The organism is Frankia sp. KB5, assembly GCF_002099325.1.
Taxonomy (GTDB): domain Bacteria; phylum Actinomycetota; class Actinomycetes; order Frankiales; family Frankiaceae; genus Frankia; species Frankia casuarinae.
In genome coordinates, this window is record NZ_MRUJ01000344.1 from 1 (window position 1) to 997 (window position 997).

The 997-nt window shown below is 70.5% G+C and carries 1 protein-coding gene and 1 pseudogene; one reads left to right on the forward strand and one right to left on the reverse strand.

The features are described 5' to 3' along the window. A pseudogene (locus KBI5_RS24025) lies at positions 1–309 on the forward strand (hypothetical protein); the annotation flags it as partial. Here the strand turns inward: KBI5_RS24025 and KBI5_RS24030 are convergent. Continuing rightward, a complete protein-coding gene (locus KBI5_RS24030; RefSeq protein WP_133057152.1) occupies positions 279–767 on the reverse strand; it encodes a hypothetical protein in 489 nt (162 codons plus the stop codon). The pseudogene KBI5_RS24025 and the gene KBI5_RS24030 overlap by 31 nt on opposite strands. Between the last annotated feature and the right edge of the window lie 230 nt (positions 768–997).

Below are 997 nucleotides of genomic sequence, written 5' to 3' on the forward strand. Positions count from 1 at the left end.
GCCGGGTGCGGGGCGGATAGCGCGCAGTGCCGGTCCGGACTGGTCGACGGCGGTGACGGAGCCGTGGGGTCCGACGCGGGTGAGGGCGGCGAGGGTGAGCAGTCCGGTTCCGGCTCCCAGGTCGACGACGTGGTCTTCGGGGATGATGCGGGCCCCGTCGAGGACACGGTCACGGATCTGGTGGAGGCGGTCTTCGGCGGTGCGCCGTTCCGCGGGGCTGGTGCCGGCGAACCGTTCCGTGTGCAGCCAGGTCGCAGCCGTGTCCCCGCCGGTGCGGGTCAGAGTGCCACCGTCCGGGTGAGCTGGTAGTTCGGGCCGATGGCGGCGGACAGGGCCCGCTCCAGCGCGGACAGTCCCTCGTCCTTCTCCGCGTGGTAGATGTCGGAGATCAGCTCCAGCTGCTCGTCGGTGAGCAGATCCTGTCCGCGGGCGGCGTAGGTGAAGAACAGCTCCTCGTCGGCGCGGAACAGCTCGGCGCGCTCGTCGAGCAGGGCCTTACGCTCGGCGAGTCGCTCGGGGGTGAGCCGTCCGCGCTTCTGCTCGGCCTGCTCGCCGAGCTGGGCCATGCGGAGGCGGATGGTGAGCTGCTCGGCGTGGTAGTCGCGGGAGATGTCGAGCAGGCCGCGGATCTGGTCGGCGGTGAGTCCGGCGTCGTCGTGGTGGGCGAGAGCGCGGGTGAACAGGGCGCCTTCGGCGGCGATGCTCTCGGCCTTCACGTCGATGAGGTAGCCGGGGCGGGTGAAGCCCTGATGGTTGACGTCACACACGGTGTGTCCTCCGGTGAGCGGATGGGGCGCGGGTCCGGTTCGGGGTTCCGACCGCACGTCTGCCATGACACACTTCGCATCAGATCGGGAACAGACTGCAACCTGCTGTTGCAGGCGGGCGCGGACATGTGGAGGGGCGGGACTTGGTGGACGGCTCCGATAACCTGCCGGCGCGGGCGCTGCTGACCGCGCGGGTCTGTGAACTCGTCGAACGTGCGGGCGAGACGCAG